Source organism: Xenophilus arseniciresistens, from assembly GCF_028023875.1.
GTDB lineage: Bacteria > Pseudomonadota > Gammaproteobacteria > Burkholderiales > Burkholderiaceae_C > Xenophilus > Xenophilus arseniciresistens.
The window spans coordinates 809,061-828,363 of the sequence record NZ_JAQIPB010000002.1 but is presented as its reverse complement, the minus strand read 5'-3'; the positions used below and the strand labels follow the sequence as shown (position 1 = coordinate 828,363).

The window sequence follows — 19,303 nt, the reverse complement described above, 5'->3', positions numbered from 1 at the left end:
TTTGCCTCTGTTTCCCTGTAAGCCTCCACGCCATGACGCCAGATTCCAACAGCGCTGCCGACCCGATCATCCGCATGCAGGGGGTGAACAAGTGGTACGGCGAATTCCAGGTGCTGACCGACATCGACCTGTCGGTGCGCACGGGCGAGCGGATCGTGATCTGCGGGCCTTCGGGCTCGGGCAAGTCCACGCTGATCCGCTGCATCAACCGGCTCGAGACGGTGCAAAAGGGCCAGATCACGGTCGATGGCATCGAGCTGACGGCTGGCGGGAAGAACGTGGATGCCGTGCGCGCCGAAGTGGGCATGGTGTTCCAGCAGTTCAACCTGTTCCCGCACCTGACCATCCTGCAGAACTGCACGCTGGCGCCGATGCGCTCGCGCGGCATGAGCCGTGCCGAGGCCGAAGAAGTGGCGATGAAGTACCTCACGCGGGTGCGCATCCCCGAGCAGGCCCACAAGTACCCGAGCCAGCTTTCGGGCGGCCAGCAGCAGCGCGTGGCCATTGCACGCGCGCTGTGCATGGCGCCGCGCATCATGCTGTTCGACGAGCCCACCTCGGCGCTGGACCCGGAGATGGTCAAGGAAGTGCTCGACACCATGATCGGCCTGGCCGAGGACGGCATGACCATGCTGTGCGTCACGCACGAGATGGGCTTTGCCCGCAGCGTGGCCGACCGCGTGATCTTCATGGCCGAGGGCAGGATCGTGGAGCAGGGGCCGCCCGCCGAATTCTTCGGCAACCCGAAGCACGAGAAGACGCGCCAGTTCCTGGGCCAGATCCTTTCGCAACACTGATGTTCAGCACGCTCATCTCCCTGTCCTCCTTCGGTGCGGCGGAACTGCTGCGCCATGGCCAGTCCTGGTGCACCGCGCTGGCCGCCGAGGCGGGCGCCGACAGCGTGGAAGTGCGCGGCGAGCTGCTGCGCGACGCCGCGCGCGAGCTGCCCGAACTGCGCGGCCGTGCCGCCGTCTACTCGAGCCCCGAGGGCCTGTGGCGTGCCGACGGCACGCTGGACACCGAGGCACTGGCACTGGGCCTTTCGCGCGCCGATGCGCTGGCCGCGCCGCGCCTGAAGATGGCCATCGGCGGCTTCGACGCGGGCCGCTCCCGCGGCTCGCTGGCCGAGCTGCGCGCGCGGCTGCAGGCGCAATCGGCCGTGGAGCTGCTGATCGAGAACGACCAGACCGTGCGCGCGGGCACGCTTTCGGCCATGCAGCGCTTCGTGGCCGCGCAGGCCGACGCGGGCCTGCAGCTGGGCCTGACCTTCGACATGGGCAACTGGCACTGGCTGGGCGAATGCCCGCTGCAGGCGGCGCGCGCGCTGGCGCCGCATGTGCGCTACGTGCATGCCAAGGGCGTGTTCCGCCGGCCCGACAAATGGGTGGCGGTGCCGCTGGCCCAGTCGAGTGCGCCCTGGCGCGCCGTGCTGCGCGAGCTGCCGGCCGACGTGCCCCATGCCATCGAATACCCGCTGGTGGGCGACGACCTGCTGGCCGTCACGCGCGCCGAGCTGGCCCAGCTGCGCGCCCTGCATGCCGAACGGAGCCTTGCGCATGACCTCGCCTGAGCGCCCCCCCGTGGCCTTCGACGTCGCCACTTTCGGCGAAGCCATGCTGCTGCTGGTGGCCGACGAACCCGGCCCCATCGAGAACGCGACCCTCTTTCACAAGCGCACCGCGGGCGCCGAGACCAACGTGGCCATCGGCCTGGCGCGGCTGGGCCTGAAGGTGGGCTGGGCCAGTCGGCTGGGCACCGATTCCATGGGCCGCGCGCTGCTGGCGGCCATGCAGGGCGAGGGCATCGACTGCTCGCATGTGGTGTGCGACCCCACGCAAAAGACCGGCTTCCAGTTCAAGGGCCGCGTGACCGACGGCAGCGACCCGCCGGTGGAATACCACCGCAAGGGCTCGGCCGCCAGCCAGATGCGGCCCGAAGACATCGACGAGGCCTGGCTGCGTTCTGCGCGCCACCTGCATGCCACGGGCGTGTTTGCCGCAGTGTCCGAGAGCACGCTGGCCACGGCCCTGCGCACGCTTGACGTGGCGCGCGCGGCCGGGCGCACCATCTCCTTCGACACCAACCTGCGGCCCACGCTATGGGGCAGCACCGAGCGCATGCGCCAGTGCATCAACGACCTGGCGGCGCGCGCCGACTGGGTGCTGCCGGGCATCGAGGAAGGCCGCCTGCTCACGGGCGAGACCACGCCCGAGGGCGTGGCCCGCTTCTACCGCGAGCGCGGCGCGAAGCTGGTGGTGGTCAAGCTCGGCCCCGAGGGCGCCTGGTACGACAGCGACACGGCAGGCACGGGCCATGTCGACGGTTTCCCGGTGAAGGAAGTCATCGACACCGTGGGCGCGGGCGACGGCTTCGCGGCCGGCGTGATCAGCGCGCTGCTGGAAGGCCGCAGCGTGCCCGAGGCCGTGCGCCGCGGCGCCTGGATCGGCGCGCGCGCCGTGCAGGTGCTGGGCGACACCGAAGGGCTGCCCACGCGTGCGCAACTGGAAGCGGCCGGTTTCTGAAATCCGATTTCGCGGCCCAGGGGCGGTGCCGGCTCGAATGACAATGCGGCACCCGCAGCCTCCTGCGCCGGTTCGATGCCAAACCTCATGAGCACACGCCAGAACATCCTCGTCTTTCGCGAACTCCCGGCCGACCAGCTGGCCCGCCTGCAGGCCGCGCACAGCGTCACGGTGGCCGACCCCAAGACCGACCGCGCCGCCTTCGATGCGGCGCTGCCCCTGGCCCAGGCGCTGATCGGCTCCAGCTTCCCCATTGACGCGGCCGTGCTCGAGCGGGCACCCGCGCTCAAGGTCATCTCCAGCGTGTCGGTGGGCGTGGACAACTACGCGCTGGCCGAGCTGCACCGGCGCGGCATCCTGCTGTGCCACACACCCGGCGTGCTCGACGAAACCGTGGCCGACACCGTGTTCGCGCTGCTGATGGCCACCAGCCGCCGCGTGGTGGAACTGTCCAACCTCGTGCGCGAGGGTCGCTGGACGCGCAACATCGGCGAGGAATTCTTCGGCTTCGACGTGCACGGCAAGACGCTGGGGCTGCTGGGCTTCGGGCGCATCGGCCAGGCCATCGCGCGCCGCGCCGCGCTGGGTTTTGGCATGCCGGTGCGCTACCACACGCGCCGGCCGGTCGACCTGGCCGTGCAGGCGCCCGCCCTGCTGGGCCATGCCGAACACCGCACGCTCGATGCGCTGCTGGCCGAATCGGATTTCGTGGTCGCGATGCTGCCGCTGTCGGACAGCACGCGCGGCCTGATCGACGCGCGGCTGTTCTCGCGCATGAAGCCGGGCGCGATCTTCATCAACGGCGGGCGCGGCGCCACGGTCGATGAAGCGGCGCTGCTGGCCGCGCTGGACAGCGGCCAGCTGCGCGCCGCCGGCCTGGACGTGTTCGCCAAAGAGCCCTTGCCCGGCGAGTCGCCGCTGCGCACGCACCCGCGCGTCACGCCGCTGCCGCACATCGGCTCGGCCACGCACGAAACCCGCTACGCCATGAACCGCCTGGCCGTGGACAACCTGCTGGCCGCGCTGGCCGGGCAGCGGCCCGCGGCGGTCTACGACACGGCCGCGGCATGAACCTCCACGTGCGCCGCGCCACCATCGCCGACGTGGCCAGCGCCGCGGGCGTTTCGAAGGCCACGGTCTCGCGCTTTCTCAACCACCGCGAGAAGCTGCTGAGCCCCGACATCGCCGCGCGCGTGGAAGCCGCCGTGGCCCAGCTGGGCTATTCGCCCAGCCCCATGGCGCAGGCGCTCAGCCGGGGCCGCTCGCGGCTGATCGGCCTGATCGTGGCCGACATCACCAACCCCTATTCGGTGGCCGTGCTGCGCGGCGCCGAGAAGGCCTGCCAGGACGCCGGCTACCTGGTGATGCTGTTCAACCTGGGCAACGAGCCGGGCCGCGAGCAGGAGGCCATCCAGGCCCTGGCCGGCTACCAGGTCGATGGCTTCATCCTCAACACGCTCGGCCGCGGCAGCGGCGTGGTCGATGCCATGGCCACGCAGGGCAAGCCCGCGGTGCTGGTGGACCGGCGCCACGTGGGCATGCATGCCGACTTCGTGTCGCTGGACAACCGCGCCGCCGTCCAGCAGGCCTGCGAGCACCTGCTCGACGGCGGCTGGCGCGAGCTGCTCTTCGTGAGCGAGCCGCTCAAGGGCGTGAGCACCCGGCGCGAGCGTGCGGCCGCCTTCAGCGCCTGCATGGAGGCGCATGCCAAGGCCGCGCGCGGCGAAGTCTTCGAAAGCGAGGAGGGCGATGACGAGGGCCTGCAGGCGGCCCTGCAGGCCCTGCACAGGCGCGCCCAGCGGCGCAAGGGTGTGCGCGCTGCGGTGCTGGCCGGCAATGCGGTGGTCACGCTGCGCGTGGCGCGCGCGGTGGCGAGCCTGGGCTGGCAGTTCGGCCAGGAACTGGGCTTCGTGGGCTTCGACGATCCCGAGTGGGCCTCGCTCATCGGCCCGGGCCTGTCCACCATCGCCCAGCCCACCGACGAGATCGGCCGCACGGCGGCGCGCTGCCTGATCGAGCGGCTGCACGGGCTCGAAGGCCCGCCGCGGCAGTCGCTGCTGCCCGGCGAGCTCAAGGTGCGCGGCTCGTCGGCGGCCGGGGCTTGAGAGGCTGAGCCGGGTCGCCCTGCCGCCCATGGCCAGCCCCACGCCCGTCGCGCCGGACCTGGCGCAGTTTGCACAGCAGGGCCTGCTGGCGCTTCGGGCCTTCATGCCCGCGCGCGAACTGCGGCCCCTGCGGCAGCAGATCGAGCAGGGGCTGGGGGGCCTGAATGCACCGGGGCGCGCGCGCAGTGCGCTGGCGCAACTGCCGGCCTTTCAACAGACCACGAGGTTGGCGGGCCTGATCCGGGTGCCGCAGTTGCAGGAGCGGCTGCTTTCGCCTGCGCTGCAGGCCGCGGTGGCGGCGCTTGCCGGCCGCCCGCCCGGCGCGGCCAGCAGCACGCAACTGCTGCTGTCGCTGCCACGCGCGCAGGCCTGGTCGCTCGATGCACTGAACTGGCATGTGGACCTCACCGCATCCGCCAGCGCACCGGTGCCGGGCGTGCAGGCCTTCTTCCTGCTGGCCGACGTGGCGCCGCACGGTGGTGCCACGCTGGCGCTGGCCGGCTCGCACCGGCTGGCGCCCGAGGCCCTGCGCGCGCTGCGCGCCACACTCAGGGCGGGCTGCGAGCCCGAAGCCCTGGCGCGCGAGTTCGGCGTACAGGTGGTCGAAATGAGCGGCAGGGCCGGCGACGTCTTCCTGATGGACATGCGCGTGCTGCACACGCCTTCCATCAACGCGTCGACCACCGCGCGCATGATGGCGACCACGCGCTTCGTGATGACGGCCTGAATACGTCAGCGCGTTCTGAAAGCCAGGCGCGCGCCGGCCCGAAAATCCGCGCACGGGCCACGCCCCGAAGCTCTTGCAGCTATCCCTCGATCCCTCGATCCCCTTTTTTCTTCTGGAGTCCTTCACGCATGCAATCCCTCGCCATCGGCATGATCGGCATCGGCCTCATGGGCCACGGCATCGCCACCAACATCGCACGCAAGGGCCATGCGCTGACGGTGCTGGAACACCCGGGCAACCAGCCGCTCGATGCGCTCAGGGCCGCGGGTGTCAAAAGCGTCGGCAGCATCGCCGCGCTGGCGCAGGTGTCGGAGGTCGTGATCCTGTGCGTCACCGGTTCGCCGCAGGTGGAGGCCATCCTCACGGGCGAGGCCGGCCTGATCGCGGCGCTGCGCCCCGGCACGCTCGTCATCGACTGCTCCACCGCCATCCCCACCTCCACCCAGAAGATGGCCGAGGCCGTGCAGCGCGCGGGCGGCCGCTTCATCGACGCGCCCATGACGCGCACGCCCAGGGAAGCGGCCGAAGGCCGGCTGAATCTGCTGGTGGGCGGTGATGCGGAGCTGGTGGAACAGTGCAGGCCGCTGCTGGCCTGCTTTGCCGAGAACATCACCCACACCGGCGCCGTGAGCACGGGCCACAGCATGAAGCTGCTGCACAACTACGTGTCGCTGGGTTCGGTGGCGCTCATTGCCGAAGCCGCGGCCTGCGCGCAGCGCGCGGGCGTGCCCGGTGAGGTGTTCGTGGACGTGCTGGCCAAGGGCGGCGGCGGCGGCGTGGCGCTGGAGCGCCTGAAGCCCTTCATCACGCAGCAGGACGCCAGCGGCCTGCGCTTTGCCATGAGCAATGCGCAAAAGGACCTGGACTACTACACCGAGATGGCCAGTGGCATGCAGGCTGCGCAGGCTATTGCCGATGCGGTGCAGGGCACCTACGCCGGCGCCGTGAAGCAGGGCGGCGCGCAGCGCTATGTGCCCGAGCTGGTGGCGCTGCTGGCCGACAAGGGCCGCTGAGCAGAGCCGCCCCGCGCCCGCCCAGGCTCAGTTGCCAGCCCGGCCCACGAGCCGCGCGATCTGCGCGGGGTCGGGCAGCACGCCGATGCCCGGGGCTTCGCCCAGGTCGATGCAGCCTTCGCCGTCGATGTGCTGCGCGGCCGGGCTCAGGGCCGTGCGCAGGGGGTTGTCATTGGCATCGACTTCGAGCATGCCCTCGCCGCCCGCGGCAGCCAGCAGGTGCGCGGAGGCCAGCAGCCCCACGCCCGCGCCCAGGTAGTGCGGGCAGTAGCGCAGGCCGGCCGCCTGCCCGCGCTGGATCACTTCCCAGTTGGCCGAGATGCCGCCCCACTTGGCGGCGTCGGGCTGCAGCACGCTGAACACGCGCGCCTGCAGCGCGACATCGAAGGCCGCTGCGCCCGCGATGTTCTCGCCACCCGCCAGCGCGATCGACGTGGCGGCCTGCAGCGCCTGCCATTCATGCCAGGGCCGGTCCGCGCGCAGCGGCTCTTCAAGCCACTGCAGGCCGTAGGGGCGCAGGCGTTCGGCCATGTGCAGCGCTTCGTCCAGCGACCAGCCCTGGTTGGCGTCGACCATCAGCGGCGTGGCATCGCCCAGGGCGCGGCGCATGGCGTCGAGGTTGGCCAGGTCCCGCTCTTCGCCAAAGCCGATCTTGAGCTTGAAGGCGCGATAGCCCTGCGCGCGGCAGCGCAGCGCGGTCTGCTCGGGCGCGTCGGGGTTGATGCCGCTTGCATAGACCGGCACGCGGCTGCGCGTGCCGCCCAGGTGCCGCCACAGCGGCTGGCCGGCGCGGCGCGCGCTGAGGTCCCACAGCGCCAGGTCGATGCCGGCAATGGCCTGGGCCAGCGGCCCCGGCTCGCCCGACTGGATGGCCAGCACCGCGGTGCGCTCGCTCAGGTGCTTCCAGGCCTCGGCGGGCCCCTGGAAGTGCTGCCCCAGCAGCAGCGGCGCCAGCACGGTGTCGATCAGCCGCGCGCGGTGCTCGGCGCCGCAGCCGGGGAAGTTGCACCAGACCTCGCCCCAGCCCGCGGCGCCGTCGTCGTCCTGCACGCGCACGAACAGGGCCGGCCGGTCGTGCATCACGCCGAAGGAAGTGCGCACCGGCGTGCGGATCGGGTGGCGGAACACATGCGCGTCGATGCGCGCCGGCGTGAGCGCGGGCGTGGGCAGGCTGGGCAGGGTCATGGCTTGAGGTTCATCTCGACGTGGATGGCGTCGCCGCGGTAGGTCACCTCGGCCACGTAGATGGCGCGGCCGGCTTCGTCGTGGAAGATGCGGCGCACCTCGGCCACCGGCGCATTCACCGCGATGCCGATCAGCCGCGCGACCTCCATGTCGGCGGTGCCGATGGTCAGCACCTGGTGGGCGCGCGCCACGGTCACGCTCTTGAGCGACATGAGCACGGGAATGATGGCTTCCTCGCGAAAGCGCCTGGGGCTGCGCCTGAAGATGCGCTCGTCGAGGTGGATCTGGATCACGCAGTAGGGCTGGCCGTCGCGCAGGTGCACGCGCCGCATGAACACATAGCGCTCGGCCGGCGTGCCCTCTTCGGGGCGCAGGGCGGGCGGCGTGGTCGATTCACTGATGGTGATGACCTGCGGCTCGGTGTCGCGGTACATGCGCGCCAGCTCGTCCAGCGTGGTGACGACGCTGAGCCAGCGCTCGTTGTCGGGCCGGCCCGTGACGAAGGTGCCGCGTCCCTGCTGGGGCGAGACCAGGCCGTCGCGCGAAAGCAGCTCGATGGCCTGGCGCAGCGTGACCCGGGCCACGCCGAACTCGGCCATCAGGGTCTCGAGCGAGGGCAGCCGGTGCCCCTGCGGCCAGGTGCCGCGCGCGATGCGCTGGCGCAGCACGTCGGCCACCTGCAGGTAGCGCGGGATCGGGCTGCTGGAGAAGTTGCCTGCCGCCCGGCCTTCAGGGTTCTTCATAGTTGCCACGACGTGAAGGTTAAAGGTATGGTTTATAGAACGACCAGATGACTAGATCTTCTGGGCCTCATTAAACCAGAACACCGCCGCCCCGGCAGTGCCAGAAAACCAGGAGACGCCTTCATGCCAAGCCGCCGGGTGCCGCTGCGCGCCGCCCTCATCCTTGCGCCGTGGCTGCTGCTGCTGGCGCTGTGGTACGCGGTGCGCGCCAGCGGCCTGGTCAGCCCCGCGCTGGTGCCCGCGCCGCACCAGGTGGCGCAGAGGTTCATCGAGCTGCTGCAGGACCGGCTGCTGATGGACATCTGGATGTCCACGCAGCGCGTGTTCATCGGCGTGGCGCTGGGCACGCTGCTGGCGGTGCCGGTGGGCTTCTGCCTGGGCTGGTACAGGGGCCTGCGCGGCTTCATCGACCCGGTCATCAACTTCTTCCGCGCGCTGCCGCCCATTGCGCTGATCCCGCTGGTGATCGTCTATTTCGGCATCGGCGAGGCGGCCAAGACGGTGATCCTCTTCTATGCCTCCTTCTTCGCCGGGGTGATCGTGATGTACGAAGGCATCGCGCAGATCAGCCCGATCTTCGTGCGGGTCGCGCGCACCCTGGGCGCCAGCGATTTCGAGATCTTCGCCAAGGTCATCGTGCCGCTGACGGTGCCGCACATCCTCACGGCGATCCGCGTCGCGCTGGGCGTGGCCTGGGCCACGCTGGTGGCTTCCGAGCTGATCGCCGCGCAGCAGGGGCTGGGGGCGCTGATCCAGAACGCCTCGGCCTTCTTCCAGCTCGACATCATCTACGTGGGCATCATCTGCATCGGCTTCATCGCGCTGGCGATGGACCTGGTGCTGCGTGCGCTGAGCAAGCGCCTGGTGGCCTGGCAGGATCGAATTGCATGACCACAGACCCTGGCAACGACGCGCCGGTGCGCGTCTCCTTCCGCGACGTGAGGGTGGAGTTCCCCACCGCGCATGGCCCGATGCGGGTGCTGGACGGCGTCTCGCTCGACATCCGCCAGGGCGAGTTCGTCTCCGTCATCGGCCCTTCGGGCTGCGGCAAGACGACGCTGATGAACATCCTGGGCGGCTTCGTGCAGCCCAGCGCCGGGCAGGTGCTGCTGGACGGCAGGCCGGTGCAGGGCCCGGGCCCGGACCGCGGCGTGATCTTCCAGGAGTACGGCGTCTTTCCCTGGCTCACGGTGCGCAGGAACATCGCCTTCGGGCTGAACCTGTCGGGCAACAAGGTGCCGCGCCAGGAGCAGCAGGCCATCGTCGAGCGCTACATGGGGCTGATGGGCCTGAAGGACTTTGCCGACCACTACCCCAAGCACCTCTCGGGCGGCATGCGCCAGCGCCTGGCGCTGGCGCGGGCCTACGCCGTGCGGCCGCAGTTCCTGCTGATGGACGAGCCCTTCGGCGCGCTGGATGCGCAGACGCGCAGCGCCATGCAGGACCTGCTGCTGGAAGTGCTGCAGACCGAGAACAAGACGGTGATGCTCATCACCCATTCGGTGGAAGAGGCGATCTACCTGTCCTCGCGCATCGTGGTCGTCACCGCGCGGCCGGCGCGCATCCGCACCGTGATCGACGTGCCCTTCGGCTACCCGCGCGCCGAGGACGTGCACGAAGACCCGCGATTCGCGCAGCTGCGCGCGCAGATCCGGGAACTCGTCATGCAGGAGTACGCGGCCCAGGCGCGCCAGGCCGTGCGCCTGTCCGATTGATCCCACGGCCTTCATTCCACCAGGAGACACCATGCCCATCCCGCGCAGAAACTTCATCGGCGGCGCGCTCGCCGCATCGGCCGCCGCCAGCCTGGGGCTGCCTGCCCTCGCGCAGGCCCGCGCCAAGGTCAAGGTCGGCTACCTGCACACGCCGGCCGTCGACGGGCAGATGTGGCTGGGCATCCAGTCGGGCAGCTTCGCCAAGCAGGGCCTGGAGCTGGAGCCCGTGCTGTTCACCACCGGCCTGGAGCTGTTCCAGGCCATGATCGGCGGCAGCCTCGACGTGCTGGCCACCGGCGCCGTGCTGTCGAACTTCCCGGCCCGCGGGCAGGGCAAGGTCTTCCTGATCAACAACATCGAATACGCCACGGCCCAGCTGTGGGTGCGCGAGGATTCGGGCATCAAGAGCATTGCCGACCTCCGGGGCAAGCAGATCTCCACCACCACCGGCACCACGGCGCATGTGTTCCTCGACCGCGCGCTGCGCTCGGCCGGACTGGACCCGACCAAGGACGTGCGCCTGGTCAACCAGCGCATGTCCGAGGCCGTGACCTCGCTGATCTCGGGCGCGGTGCCGGCCGTGGCGCTGTGGGCGCCCTTCGATTCGGTGGTGCGCAGCAAGCTGCCCGGCGCGCGCAAGATCGTCGATGCCTCGGCCTTCTTTCCGCAGGCCGCCATCGTCGGCGGCTGGGCTGCCCGCAACGACTACTACGAGAAGAACAAGGCCGTGTTGGGCAGGCTCATCGCCGGCTGGCTGCCGGCCAACGACCAGATCGTCGCCAACCCCGACGCCGCGGCCGAGCAGTTGCAGAAGACGCAGTACAAGGAAGTGCCGCTGGCCGATTTCAAGGAGCAGTTCAAGGCTTCCAAGTACCACTCGGCCGCCGAGTGGCGGGCCAAGTACGCGGACGGCACCGTCACCGGCTGGCTGCAGCAGGTGACGGACTTCTTCGTCCAGACGGCCAACATCCCCAACGCGCTGAAGGCACAGCAGTACTTCGATGCGTCGCTGTTCACGGGGCAGGTGAAGGCATAGGCCTGCGCACCGCCCCCCCTCCACAAGCTGTCACACCCCAATGCAGGCCAAGGCATGAGCCTGCACACCGAGATATCTCCACAAGCTGTCACACCCCAAAGGCCAACACCATGAACCCCAGCACCCGGAACGCCAGCACCACCCTTGCCACGGCAGACACGCAGCCCAGCGCGCAGCCCGCAAGTCCATCATCAATGAAGCGGCGAACCTTCGCCGGCTGGATGGCCGCCTCGGCCTGCCTGGGGGCCTCGCCCTCGATGGCAGCCGCCTATCCGGCCCGTGCCGTGCGCGTGGTCGTGGCCTGGCCTGGCGGCGGGCTGGTGGACATCCCGGCCCGGCTGGCGGCCGAGCACCTGCAAAAGACGATGGGCCAGCCTTTCGTGATTGACAACAAGGCCGGTGCCGGCGGCAACCTCGGCGCCGACCTGGTCGCGAAGGCGCCGCCCGATGGGCACACGCTGCTGGTGACGACGAGCGCGATCGCCATCAACCACGCGGTGGGCATGCGCATGCCCTTTGACCTGTTCAAGGACTTCGAGCCCGTGGCCTCGCTGGCGCGTGCGCCGCTGATCCTGGTGACGCACACGGACTCGGGTATCCAGTCGGTCGAAGGGCTGATCCGCACGGCGCGCGTGCGGCAGCGGCAGGGGCAGCTCAGCTATGCCTCGGCGGGCAACGGCAGCCCGGGCCATCTGGCCGGCGAATGGTTCAAGGCCGCGGCCAAGGTCGAGGCCGTCCACGTGCCGTACAAGGGCGCGCCGCCGGCCATGGTCGATCAGGTCGCGGGCCGCGTGGACTACCACTTCGCCAACGCGGCGGTGGCGCTGCCCCAGATCCAGGCCGGCAAGCTGCGTGCGCTGGCCGTGGCCACCGGAAAGCGCCTGGCGCTGCTGCCCGAGGTGCCGACCATGATCGAGTCCGGCCTGCAGAACTTCGACGCCGACCAGTGGATCGGCATGCTGGCACCGCGCGCCACGCCCCGTGCGGTGGTGGAGGCGCTCGCGGCCGAGATCCGCCGCGGCCTTGCCGGCGGCGCGGTGGAGGCGAACTTCGCGCGCAGCGGCCTGACCGTGGCCACGACGCAGGACCCCAAGCGCTTTGCGCAGGAGATCCGCGCGGACGCCCTGCGATGGGAGCGCGTGGTGCAGCATGCCGGCATCAAGGTCGAGTGAGCATGAAGACCATCTTCGTCCTCTTCGACTCGCTGGTGCGCAACGCGCTCGGCTGCTATGGCGGCAGCGCGATCCCCACGCCCTCGTTCTCGCGCTTCGCCGAGCGGGCCGTGGTCTTCGACACGCACTTCGTCGGCAGCCTGCCGTGCATGCCCGCCCGGCGCGAGATGCACACCGGGCGCCTGAACTTCCTGCACCGAAGCTGGGGGCCGCTGGAGCCCTTCGACCAGTCCTTCGCAGCGCTGCTGACGCAGGCGGGCGTGCACACGCACCTGGTGTCGGACCACTACCACTACTGGGAGGATGGCGGCGCCACCTACCACAACCGCTACAGCACCTGGGAGTTCGTGCGCGGGCAGGAGTGGGACAAATGGAAGGCGATGGTGCAGCCGCCGCTGGAGCGCTTTCGCACGCAGTACCACGCGATGCAGCAGCCCGCGGGCCCGGCCGACGGCCGGCTGCAGGCGATGGTCAACCGCGAGTTCATGCGCGACGAGTCGGACTACTGCTGCCCACGCACCTTCGCGGCCGGCTTCGAGTTCCTGGACGCCAACCGCGACGCCGACAACTGGCTGCTGCACCTGGAATGCTTCGACCCGCACGAGCCCTTCCATGCGCCGCAGCGCTTTCGCGAAGCCTTCCCCACGGGCTATCGCGGCCCCGTCCTCGACTGGCCGCGCTACAAGCGCTGCGCGGAGTCGCCCGAGGAGATTGCCGAGCTGCGCGCCAACTACGCCGCGCTGGTCAGCATGTGCGACGCCTACTTCGGGCGCCTGCTCGACTACATGGACCGCCACGACATGTGGAAGGACACGGCGCTGGTGCTCACCACCGACCACGGCTTCCTGCTGGCCGAACACGACTGGTGGGGCAAGAACCGCATGCCCTTCTTCAACGAGATCGCGCACATCCCGCTGATGATCCATCACCCGGCCCATGCGGCCCAGGGCGGCCAGCGGCGCCAGGCGCTGACGCAGACCGTGGACCTGATGCCGACGCTGCTGGCCATGCATGGCGTGGCTGCGCCCGCGACCTGCGAGGGCCACAACCTGCTGCCGCTGCTCGACGGTGAGAGCCGGCTGCGCGACGTGGCGCTCTACGGCATGTTCGGCGCCGGCACCAACGCGACCGACGGCCGCTACACCTACTTCCTCTACCCGGAGGACATGACGCGCCAGATGCTGTACGAGTACACGCTGATGCCGATGCACCTGAAGTCGATGTTCCACGTCGACGAGCTGCGCGGCGCGCAGCTTGCGCCGCCCTTTTCCTTCACGCAGGGCGTGCCGGTGCTGAAGGTGCCGGCGCGGCGCAACGACAAGGGCCAGCCCACCGGCCACCAGGGGCAGGGCGGGGGCTACGAGGACACCACCACCGTGCTGTTCGATCTGCAGAGCGACTACGAGCAGGCGCGGCCCTTCCGCGACGCGGCGATCGAGGCGCGGCTGCAGGCCTCGATGGCCGAGGTGATGCGCCGCAACGACGCGCCGCCGGAGGCTTATTCCCGCCTGGGGCTGGCGCAGCCATGAACGGCGTCGACCACATCATCGTGGGGGCCGGCTCCGCGGGCTGCGTGCTGGCCAACCGGCTCAGCGCCGCCGGCCGACGCGTGCTGCTGCTGGAGGCCGGTGGCGCGGGCGGGCATTTCTGGCTCAGGCTGCCGGTGGGCTACTTTCGCTCGATCTACGACCCGCGCTTTTCCTGGCAATTCCAGGTCGAGCCGCAGGCCGAGACGGGCAGCCGGTCCATCGTCTGGCCGCGCGGCCGGGTGCTGGGCGGCTCCAGCGCCATCAACGGGCTGATCTACATCCGCGGCCAGCATGCCGACTTCGACGACTGGGCGCGCGCCGGCGCCCCGGGCTGGGGCTACCGCGATGTGCTGCCCTTCTTCAGGAAGTCGGAGCGCTATGCGGGCGGCGAGAGCGACTACCACGGCACCACGGGCGAACTGTGCGTTTCCGACCTGCGCAACGACCATCCCTATTGCACCGCCTGGCTGGAAGCCGGCGCGCAGGCCGGCTTTGCGACCAGCGATGACTTCAACGGCGCGCAGGACGAAGGCCTGGGCACCTACCAGCTCACGCTGCGCGGCCACTGGCGCTGCGACGCGGCCACCGCCTTCCTCAAGCCGGCGCTGGCGCGGCCGAACCTCAAGGTCAAGACCGGCGTGCATGTGACGCGCGTGATCGTCGAGGGCGGGCGCGCCGTCGGCGTGGAGTGGATCGAAGGCGGCCAGCTGCAGCGCGCCATGGCCGAGGGCGACGTGATCCTCGCCGCGGGCGCGCTGCAGAGCCCGCAGCTGCTGCAGCTCTCGGGCATCGGGCCGGCCGATGAGTTGCGCCGGCATGGCATTGCGGTGCAGGTGGATGCGCCCGAGGTGGGCGCCAACCTGCAGGACCACTACCAGGCGCGCGTGATCGTGAAGCTGCGCGAGAAGATGTCGCTCAACGACCAGGTGCGCAGCCCGCTGGGCCTGGCGCGCATGGGGGCGCAATGGCTGTTCCAGCAGCGCGGGCCGCTCACCGTGGGCGCCGGCCAGGTCGGCGGCATGGTGCGCACCGCGGTGGCCAGGGACGCGCGCGCCGACGTGCTCTTCAACGTGATGCCGCTGTCGGTCGACAAGCCCGGCGATGCGCTGCATGGCTTCTCGGGCTTCTCGGCCTCGGCCGCGCAGTGCCGGCCCGAGTCGCGCGGCAGCGTGAGCCTGCGTTCGGCCGATCCGCTGGCGCCGCCGCGCATCGTCTCGAACTACCTCACCGAGCCGCAGGACATCCGCGTGCTGGTCGAGGGCCTGAAGATCCTGCGCGAGATCTATGCGCAGCCCGCCTTCCGCGACCTGACGACCGGGGCCGAGTACATGCCGGGCCAGGCCCTGCGCAGCGACGAGGACCTGGCCCGCTTCGCGCGCGAGAAAGGCGGCACGGTGTTCCACCCGGTGGGCACCTGCCGCATGGGCAGCGACGCGGGCGCGGTGGTGGACGCGCAACTGCGCGTGCAGGGCGTGCAGGGCCTGCGGGTGATCGACGCCTCGGTGATGCCGACGATGACCTCGGCCAACACCAATGCGGCGGCGATCATGATCGGCGAGAAGGGCGCGAGCCTGGTGCTGCAGGCGGCAGGCTGAGGCGCGATGGCCCGGCGCCCGTGGGCGCCGGGTGGGCTTCAATCCAGCGGGATGGGCATGCCCAGCAGCAGTTGCGCCATGCCCTTGCCCATCGGGTCCGGGCGCAGCGAACTCGGCCCGCCCCCGTCCAGGGCCTCGGTCATCAGGAAGTTGAAGGCCCCGAGCCCCGGCACTTCGTAGCGCGTGACTTCGCCCTTGACCAGGTGCGCCAGGTAGGCGCGCACGCGCTGGGGCGTGAGCACGCGCCGCAGCAGCGGCAGGTCTTCGGGGCGGCGGGCGATGATGGCGATGTTCGAGCTGTCGCCCTTGTCGCCCGAGCGGCCGTAGGCCAGCGCGATCAGCGGGGCCTGGCGCACCCCCTCGGGCGGGGGCTGCCAGGCAGCGCCGGCAGCGGCGGCCACGAGCCCGGCGGGGCCCGGGTTGATCGGGCTGCCGCCACCCGGCACGGGCACGCGCTGCTCGTGCGCGCCCATCACCACGCGCGGCGCAGGCAGGCGGTCCTTGGCGACCAGGCAGGTGTAGAGCCGGTAGCGCGGCTCCACCGCCGCGCGGCCGTTGAGGGTCAGCGCGCTGCCGCTGGTGGTGCCCGGCGCGAAGGACACGCCCGGCGCGCGGGCCTCGCGCGAGAACAGCTCCAGCGCGTCGCGGCGCGCGTGGGTCACGGCAACGCGGGCGAGTGCCTCGCGCAGGCTGGAGGGTGCCGCATGCGGGCCGTAGCTGTCCTCGGCACCCAGCACCGTGACCGAGGCTCGCTCGAAATCTCCCATGCCCTTGTCCTGCAGCAGCGCCTGCGCGCGCCGCAAGAGCGCCTCACCGGTGCGGCGCGCCTTGGCGACGGCCTGCGCACCGAACACCGAGACCTGCGCTGTGCAGCGCCAGCCATCCTGGTAGGTGGCGCAGAGCTTGTAGGTGGGCGGCGGCGCGAGGCCGCGCGCGCCGGTCACACGCACGCGGTCCGGGCCGGCCGGCTGCACCCGGACCTGCGTGAAGTCGCAGACCACGTCGGGCAGCACATAGCGCGAAGGGTCGCCGACCTCGTAGAGGATCTGCTCGCTGACCGTGGCCGGCGTGACGCAGCCACCGGTGCCCGCGGCCTTGCCGACCACGAAGCTGCCGTCGGCCTCGCAGAGCACGTAGGGGTAGCCGATGTTTTCCCAGTCGGGCACCTCGGCCCAGTCGGTGAAGATGCCGCCGGTGGCCTGCGCGCCGCATTCGAGGATGTGGCCCGCCAGCGAACCGGCCGCCAGGCGGTCGTGCGCATCGGCATCCCAGCCGAACTCGTGCATCAGCACGCCCAGGGTGGTGGCGCTGTCCACGATGCGGCCGGTGACCACGATGTCGGCGCCCATGCTCAACGCGCGTGCGATGGGCAGCGCACCCAGGTACACGTTCGCGCTGTCGATGCCCTGCGGCATCGCGCTGCCGGTGTAGAAGTCGCGCGTGTCCTCTGCGGCCAGCGCCGGCAGCAGCGCAAGGCTGTCGTCGCCCTCCACGAACGCGACGCGCGGCGAGCAGCCCAACTGCGCGGCCAGCGCCTCGATGGCCGCCGCGCAGCCGCGCGGGTTCAGGCCGCCCGCATTCGCGACCAGGCGGATGCCGCGCTGCAGGCAGCGCGCGAGGATCTCGCGCAGCGTCAGGTCCACGAAGTCGCTGGCGTAGCCGCTGGCGGGGTCGGTCTTGCGCGCCTGGGCGAAGCTCGACAGCGTCATCTCGGCCAGGTAGTCGAAGACCAGGTACTGCATGCCCTCGACCTCGACGAGCTGCCGCGGGCCGATCACGCTGTCGCCGATGAAGGCGCAGGCGCCCCCGATCATCACGGTGCGGGTCATGCGCTCAGTCCAGAGAGATGTTGAGTTGCCGGATCACGTCGCCGTTCACTCTGGCTTCCTGCGCAATGAAGCGCGCGAACTCGGCCGGCGTGCTGCCCACCGGCTCGGTGCTGATCGCCGCCAGGCGGGTGCGCAGTTCGTCGCCCTTCATCACCTGGGCGAACTCGTCAGCAAGCTTGCGCACGATGGCCGGGGGCGTGCGCGCGGGCGCCAGCACGCCCGCCCAGGCATAGGTGACCAGTTCGGGATGGCCCAGCTCCGTAAGGCTGGGCACCTCGGGCAGCAGGGGCGAGCGGTCCTGCCCGGTCACGGCCAGCGCGGCAAGCCGGCCCTGGCGGATGTGCGGGCCCATGGCCGAGATGGCGTCGAACATGAAGCCCACGCGCCCGCTCACCAGGTCGGTGGTCGCGTCGGCCGTGCCCTTGTAGGGCACGTGCATGGCGCCCTTCATGGCCGTGCTGCGCGCAAAGCGCTCGCCCAGAAGGTGGGCGGCCGAGCCCACGCCGCTGCTGGCGAAGCTCTGCGGCGAAGGGCCCTGGGCGCCCGAGCGCACCAGATCGTCCAGCGTGCGCAGGCCGGGGCGCGCCGTCACCAGCACCAGCGAGGTCCGCGTGAGCTGCGAGATGGGCACCAGCTCCGAGGACTTGTAGGGCAGCTGGCGGTACAGCGAGTCGTTGTTCGCATAGGCGCCGATGACGACCAGCAGCGTGTAGCCGTCGGGTGCGGCCTTGGCCGCCAGCTCCGTGCCCAGGATGCTGTTGGCGCCGGGCTTGTTGTCGATCACCACCGGCTGCCCCAGCCGCCTGGAAAGCTCCTTCATCACATCGCGCGCAATGATGTCGGTGTTGCCGCCTGCGGGGTAGGGAACGACCACGCGGATCGGCCGGTTGGGGTAGGCGTCCTGTGCGCTGGCGCCCGCGGCCGCCAGCGCCGCGGCCAGGCCGAATGCGAGGTAGAGGCTGTGGCGGGCGGCCAGGCGCAGCACGCTGCGCGCGCGCTGGGCGGATCTGTGCATGGTGGTCTGTCTCCGTGGTCGGCGTCGTCCGGGCGGCCCGCGAAAGGCGGCCGCCCTGCGCCGTGCAATCGATTATGGAAATCGACCCGGTGCGCTGCCAGACCTATCATGGGGTTTGTCGATAACCATCTGGAATCGCCCGCGACGGTGGCCATGCAGCTCAAGGACCTCGAATCGTTCCGCGTCGTGGCTGAGCTGGGCAATCTGCACAGCGCGGCCGATCTGCTGGGCGTGACGCAGCCCGCGCTGTCCAAGGCCGTGCAGCGGCTGGAAGGTTCGCTGGGCGTGCGCCTGTTCGAGCGCACGCCCAGGGGCGTGGCGCTCACGACCATCGGCCGCGCGCTCTATGCGAAGCAGCTCGCGCTGGCCCGCATGGTCAGGGACATCCGCAACGAGGTGCGCGATCTCAAGACCGGCGAGTCCGGGGAGCTGCGCATCGGCACGGTGCCGGCGGTGGTGGAGTCGGTCGTCACGCCCGTGCTGGCCTCTTTCCTCGGATCGGCGCGCCAGATCCGCTTCCACGCGCAGGTGCAGCTCAGCGGCGTGCTGCTGCATCAGCTGGAGACGGGCGCACTCGATTTCGCGATCGCCGCCGTGCAGGCCCAGACGCCGGCCGCGCTGTCGTGCCTGCTGCTGGGCGAGCAGCAGTCCTTCGTGGTGGCCCGCAAGGGGCATCCGCTGCATCGGCGCGCCTTCACGGTCGAGGACATGGCCGCCCAGCCCTGGGTGCTGCCCCCGGCGAACATCGCGCTGCGGGCCTGGGTGGAGTCGATGTTCGCCCAGGCGGGGATCGAGATGCCCGCCGCCTTCCTGCAGACCGACGCCTCGCCGGCCGTCTTCGCGTCCCTCGTGCGCGGCAGCAACCTGCTCACGGTGATGACGGCCGACTCGCTGAGCGCAGGGACAGGCACGGGCCTGGCCCCACTGGCGGCCCCGGCGCCCGTCTGGACGCTGCAGATCGGGCTGTTCTGGCGGCGCAACGCCTATTTCTCGAGTCCCATGGAAGCCTTCAGGGACAAGGTGGCCGAGGTCTTCCGGGCGCGCGATGCGCAGCTCCACCGCAGGCTCGGCCGGGGGCGCCCGGGCGCGGAAGGCTGAGCCGGCCCGCAGCCGCTCC

Annotated in this window: 18 protein-coding genes; 14 read left to right on the top strand and 4 right to left on the bottom strand. The window is 70.8% G+C overall.

Features of this window, described 5'->3' with window-relative positions; all coding sequences use genetic code 11:
- Positions 1-32: 32 nt before the first annotated feature.
- From PGB34_RS08490 to PGB34_RS08460, 7 genes are all read left to right on the top strand, one after another.
- Positions 33-797, top strand: coding sequence for an amino acid ABC transporter ATP-binding protein (locus PGB34_RS08490; RefSeq protein ID WP_271427621.1), 765 nt, complete (start codon positions 33-35; stop codon positions 795-797).
- On the top strand, positions 794-1,570 hold the full coding sequence (locus PGB34_RS08485) for a sugar phosphate isomerase/epimerase family protein (protein ID WP_271427690.1): 777 nt from the start codon (positions 794-796) through the stop codon (positions 1,568-1,570). The genes PGB34_RS08490 and PGB34_RS08485 overlap by 4 nt, the downstream gene beginning before the upstream one ends.
- Complete coding sequence (locus PGB34_RS08480; protein ID WP_271427620.1) at positions 1,557-2,522, top strand: sugar kinase; 966 nt, start codon at positions 1,557-1,559, stop codon at positions 2,520-2,522. Before PGB34_RS08485 ends, PGB34_RS08480 begins: the two co-directional genes overlap by 14 nt.
- A gap of 87 nt (positions 2,523-2,609) precedes the next feature.
- Positions 2,610-3,593 (top strand): 2-hydroxyacid dehydrogenase, encoded by a 984-nt coding sequence (locus PGB34_RS08475; protein WP_271427619.1) that lies wholly within the window; start codon positions 2,610-2,612, stop codon positions 3,591-3,593.
- Entirely contained in the window at positions 3,590-4,627 is a 1,038-nt protein-coding gene (locus PGB34_RS08470) for a LacI family DNA-binding transcriptional regulator (protein WP_271427618.1), read from the top strand. The genes PGB34_RS08475 and PGB34_RS08470 overlap by 4 nt, the downstream gene beginning before the upstream one ends.
- Before the next feature lie 28 nt (positions 4,628-4,655).
- The gene (locus PGB34_RS08465) at positions 4,656-5,354 is read left to right on the top strand and encodes a phytanoyl-CoA dioxygenase family protein (protein ID WP_271427617.1); all 699 of its coding nucleotides are present in this window, start codon (positions 4,656-4,658) and stop codon (positions 5,352-5,354) included.
- A 128-nt stretch (positions 5,355-5,482) separates the two neighbouring features.
- The gene (locus tag PGB34_RS08460; protein WP_271427616.1) at positions 5,483-6,367 is read left to right on the top strand and encodes an NAD(P)-dependent oxidoreductase; all 885 of its coding nucleotides are present in this window, start codon (positions 5,483-5,485) and stop codon (positions 6,365-6,367) included.
- Positions 6,368-6,394: 27 nt separating this feature from the next.
- Here PGB34_RS08460 and PGB34_RS08455 read toward each other — a convergent pair whose 3' ends face one another.
- Both PGB34_RS08455 and PGB34_RS08450 read right to left on the bottom strand, forming a co-directional pair.
- Positions 6,395-7,552 carry a mandelate racemase/muconate lactonizing enzyme family protein gene (locus PGB34_RS08455; protein WP_271427615.1) on the bottom strand — a complete coding sequence of 386 codons (1,158 nt, stop codon included), beginning with the start codon at positions 7,550-7,552 and terminating at the stop codon, positions 6,395-6,397.
- Positions 7,549-8,295, bottom strand: coding sequence for a GntR family transcriptional regulator (locus PGB34_RS08450; RefSeq protein WP_271427614.1), 747 nt, complete (start codon positions 8,293-8,295; stop codon positions 7,549-7,551). The genes PGB34_RS08455 and PGB34_RS08450 overlap by 4 nt, the downstream gene beginning before the upstream one ends.
- A gap of 123 nt (positions 8,296-8,418) precedes the next feature.
- On the opposite strand from PGB34_RS08450, the gene PGB34_RS08445 reads away from it, so the two are divergent.
- The 6 genes from PGB34_RS08445 (at position 8,419) to PGB34_RS08420 (ending at position 15,342) form a co-directional block, all read left to right on the top strand.
- Positions 8,419-9,186: an ABC transporter permease gene (locus tag PGB34_RS08445; protein ID WP_271427613.1), complete on the top strand. Its 768-nt coding sequence runs from the start codon at positions 8,419-8,421 to the stop codon at positions 9,184-9,186.
- A complete protein-coding gene (locus tag PGB34_RS08440; RefSeq protein WP_271427612.1) occupies positions 9,183-10,010 on the top strand; it encodes an ABC transporter ATP-binding protein in 828 nt (275 codons plus the stop codon). The genes PGB34_RS08445 and PGB34_RS08440 overlap by 4 nt, the downstream gene beginning before the upstream one ends.
- A gap of 31 nt (positions 10,011-10,041) precedes the next feature.
- Positions 10,042-11,046, top strand: coding sequence for an ABC transporter substrate-binding protein (locus tag PGB34_RS08435; RefSeq protein ID WP_271427611.1), 1,005 nt, complete (start codon positions 10,042-10,044; stop codon positions 11,044-11,046).
- A gap of 110 nt (positions 11,047-11,156) precedes the next feature.
- On the top strand, positions 11,157-12,218 hold the full coding sequence (locus PGB34_RS08430; RefSeq protein ID WP_271427610.1) for a Bug family tripartite tricarboxylate transporter substrate binding protein: 1,062 nt from the start codon (positions 11,157-11,159) through the stop codon (positions 12,216-12,218).
- Between the two features lie 2 nt (positions 12,219-12,220).
- Positions 12,221-13,747, top strand: coding sequence for a sulfatase (locus tag PGB34_RS08425; protein ID WP_271427609.1), 1,527 nt, complete (start codon positions 12,221-12,223; stop codon positions 13,745-13,747).
- The gene (locus PGB34_RS08420; RefSeq protein WP_271427608.1) at positions 13,744-15,342 is read left to right on the top strand and encodes a GMC family oxidoreductase; all 1,599 of its coding nucleotides are present in this window, start codon (positions 13,744-13,746) and stop codon (positions 15,340-15,342) included. The genes PGB34_RS08425 and PGB34_RS08420 overlap by 4 nt, the downstream gene beginning before the upstream one ends.
- Before the next feature lie 38 nt (positions 15,343-15,380).
- Here PGB34_RS08420 and PGB34_RS08415 read toward each other — a convergent pair whose 3' ends face one another.
- Together PGB34_RS08415 and PGB34_RS08410 are read right to left on the bottom strand one after the other, a co-directional pair.
- Positions 15,381-17,171 carry an acyclic terpene utilization AtuA family protein gene (locus tag PGB34_RS08415; RefSeq protein ID WP_271427607.1) on the bottom strand — a complete coding sequence of 597 codons (1,791 nt, stop codon included), beginning with the start codon at positions 17,169-17,171 and terminating at the stop codon, positions 15,381-15,383.
- 4 nt (positions 17,172-17,175) lie between these two features.
- A complete protein-coding gene (locus PGB34_RS08410) occupies positions 17,176-18,186 on the bottom strand; it encodes a tripartite tricarboxylate transporter substrate binding protein (protein ID WP_271427606.1) in 1,011 nt (336 codons plus the stop codon).
- A 108-nt stretch (positions 18,187-18,294) separates the two neighbouring features.
- Between PGB34_RS08410 and PGB34_RS08405 the strand changes: the two genes are divergently transcribed.
- The gene (locus PGB34_RS08405) at positions 18,295-19,284 is read left to right on the top strand and encodes a LysR family transcriptional regulator (RefSeq protein ID WP_271427605.1); all 990 of its coding nucleotides are present in this window, start codon (positions 18,295-18,297) and stop codon (positions 19,282-19,284) included.
- The last annotated feature ends 19 nt before the right edge of the window (positions 19,285-19,303 follow it).

Bases quoted from the DNA above. Each gene is read 5' to 3' on its own strand.
- PGB34_RS08475 (WP_271427619.1), top strand. From the start codon at position 2,610: ATGAGCACACGCCAGAACATCCTCGTCTTTCGCGAACTCCCGGCCGAC.
- PGB34_RS08415 (WP_271427607.1), bottom strand. From the start codon at position 17,171: ATGACCCGCACCGTGATGATCGGGGGCGCCTGCGCCTTCATCGGCGAC.
- PGB34_RS08470 (WP_271427618.1), top strand. From the start codon at position 3,590: ATGAACCTCCACGTGCGCCGCGCCACCATCGCCGACGTGGCCAGCGCC.
- PGB34_RS08435 (WP_271427611.1), top strand. From the start codon at position 10,042: ATGCCCATCCCGCGCAGAAACTTCATCGGCGGCGCGCTCGCCGCATCG.
- PGB34_RS08480 (WP_271427620.1), top strand. From the start codon at position 1,557: ATGACCTCGCCTGAGCGCCCCCCCGTGGCCTTCGACGTCGCCACTTTC.
- PGB34_RS08490 (WP_271427621.1), top strand. From the start codon at position 33: ATGACGCCAGATTCCAACAGCGCTGCCGACCCGATCATCCGCATGCAG.
- PGB34_RS08440 (WP_271427612.1), top strand. From the start codon at position 9,183: ATGACCACAGACCCTGGCAACGACGCGCCGGTGCGCGTCTCCTTCCGC.
- PGB34_RS08450 (WP_271427614.1), bottom strand. From the start codon at position 8,295: ATGAAGAACCCTGAAGGCCGGGCGGCAGGCAACTTCTCCAGCAGCCCG.
- PGB34_RS08420 (WP_271427608.1), top strand. From the start codon at position 13,744: ATGAACGGCGTCGACCACATCATCGTGGGGGCCGGCTCCGCGGGCTGC.
- PGB34_RS08430 (WP_271427610.1), top strand. From the start codon at position 11,157: ATGAACCCCAGCACCCGGAACGCCAGCACCACCCTTGCCACGGCAGAC.
- PGB34_RS08455 (WP_271427615.1), bottom strand. From the start codon at position 7,552: ATGACCCTGCCCAGCCTGCCCACGCCCGCGCTCACGCCGGCGCGCATC.
- PGB34_RS08405 (WP_271427605.1), top strand. From the start codon at position 18,295: ATGGGGTTTGTCGATAACCATCTGGAATCGCCCGCGACGGTGGCCATG.
- PGB34_RS08465 (WP_271427617.1), top strand. From the start codon at position 4,656: ATGGCCAGCCCCACGCCCGTCGCGCCGGACCTGGCGCAGTTTGCACAG.
- PGB34_RS08410 (WP_271427606.1), bottom strand. From the start codon at position 18,186: ATGCACAGATCCGCCCAGCGCGCGCGCAGCGTGCTGCGCCTGGCCGCC.
- PGB34_RS08445 (WP_271427613.1), top strand. From the start codon at position 8,419: ATGCCAAGCCGCCGGGTGCCGCTGCGCGCCGCCCTCATCCTTGCGCCG.
- PGB34_RS08425 (WP_271427609.1), top strand. From the start codon at position 12,221: ATGAAGACCATCTTCGTCCTCTTCGACTCGCTGGTGCGCAACGCGCTC.
- PGB34_RS08460 (WP_271427616.1), top strand. From the start codon at position 5,483: ATGCAATCCCTCGCCATCGGCATGATCGGCATCGGCCTCATGGGCCAC.